Source organism: Stenotrophomonas sp. YIM B06876, assembly GCF_030711595.1.
In the GTDB taxonomy this organism is placed as follows: domain Bacteria; phylum Pseudomonadota; class Gammaproteobacteria; order Xanthomonadales; family Xanthomonadaceae; genus Stenotrophomonas.
Genome location: NZ_JAUJUJ010000346.1, coordinates 1 through 884, shown reverse-complemented (window position 1 = coordinate 884; position 884 = coordinate 1). Strand labels below are relative to the sequence as shown.

Here is an 884-nt window from a genome sequence, read left to right as displayed (position 1 = left end):
TTTCTTGGCGGCGGATTCCGATTTGGAGGTGGTGGTCATCAGGCAGTGGTTCTGAGGTAATGGGAGTCAATATAGCGCGCAACACGGGGCACAACCAGCTTGGCGTGCGCGGCGCGCAGGGCGTGTTGCGCACAGGCGCTCACAGCAATTAATGGTTTTTTGGGCCTTAGCGCAGATGGGGCAAGCGCTGGCAGCTATTGAAATTATAGCTTTTGGCCTTGCCCGCCCTCTTGCAGACACTCACAGCCAGTCGCGCCGCACCAGATAGCGCTGCGTCAGTTCGGCCTCGGGCGTGCCCGCTTGCGGGGTCTGCTGGTAGGCCCAGCTGGCCAGCGGCGGCATCGACAGCAGGATGGATTCGGTGCGCCCGCCCGACTGCAGGCCGAAGTGCGTGCCCCGGTCCCAGACCAGGTTGAACTCGACGTAGCGGCCGCGCCGGTAGAGCTGGAAGGCCCGCTCGCGCTCGCCATACGGCATGGCCTGGCGGCGCTCGACGATCGGTAGGTAGGCGCCCAGAAAGGCGTCGCCGACCGACTGCGTNCCCCGGTCCCAGACCAGGTTGAACTCGACGTAGCGGCCGCGCCGGTAGAGCTGGAAGGCCCGCTCGCGCTCGCCATACGGCATGGCCTGGCGGCGCTCGACGATCGGTAGGTAGGCGCCCAGAAAGGCGTCGCCGACCGACTGCGTCATGGCCAGGCTTTGCGCGAAGCCGAGCTCGGAGAAATCATCGAAGAAGATGCCGCCGACGCCGCGCTGCTCGTCGCGGTGCTTGAGGAAAAAGTATTCATCGCACCACTGCTTGAAGCGCGGGTATTTGTCGTCGCCGAAAGGCGCCAGCGCATCGCTGCAGCTGCGGTGAAAGTGCACCGCGTCTTCTTCAAAGC

General features: G+C 64.6%; 1 protein-coding gene. It reads right to left on the bottom strand.

Features of this window, described 5'->3' with window-relative positions:
* Nucleotides 1–240: 240 nt before the first annotated feature.
* On the bottom strand, nt 241–884 hold a 644-nt coding region (locus QZH66_RS17195), incomplete at its 5' end, for a coproporphyrinogen III oxidase (protein ID WP_305807060.1).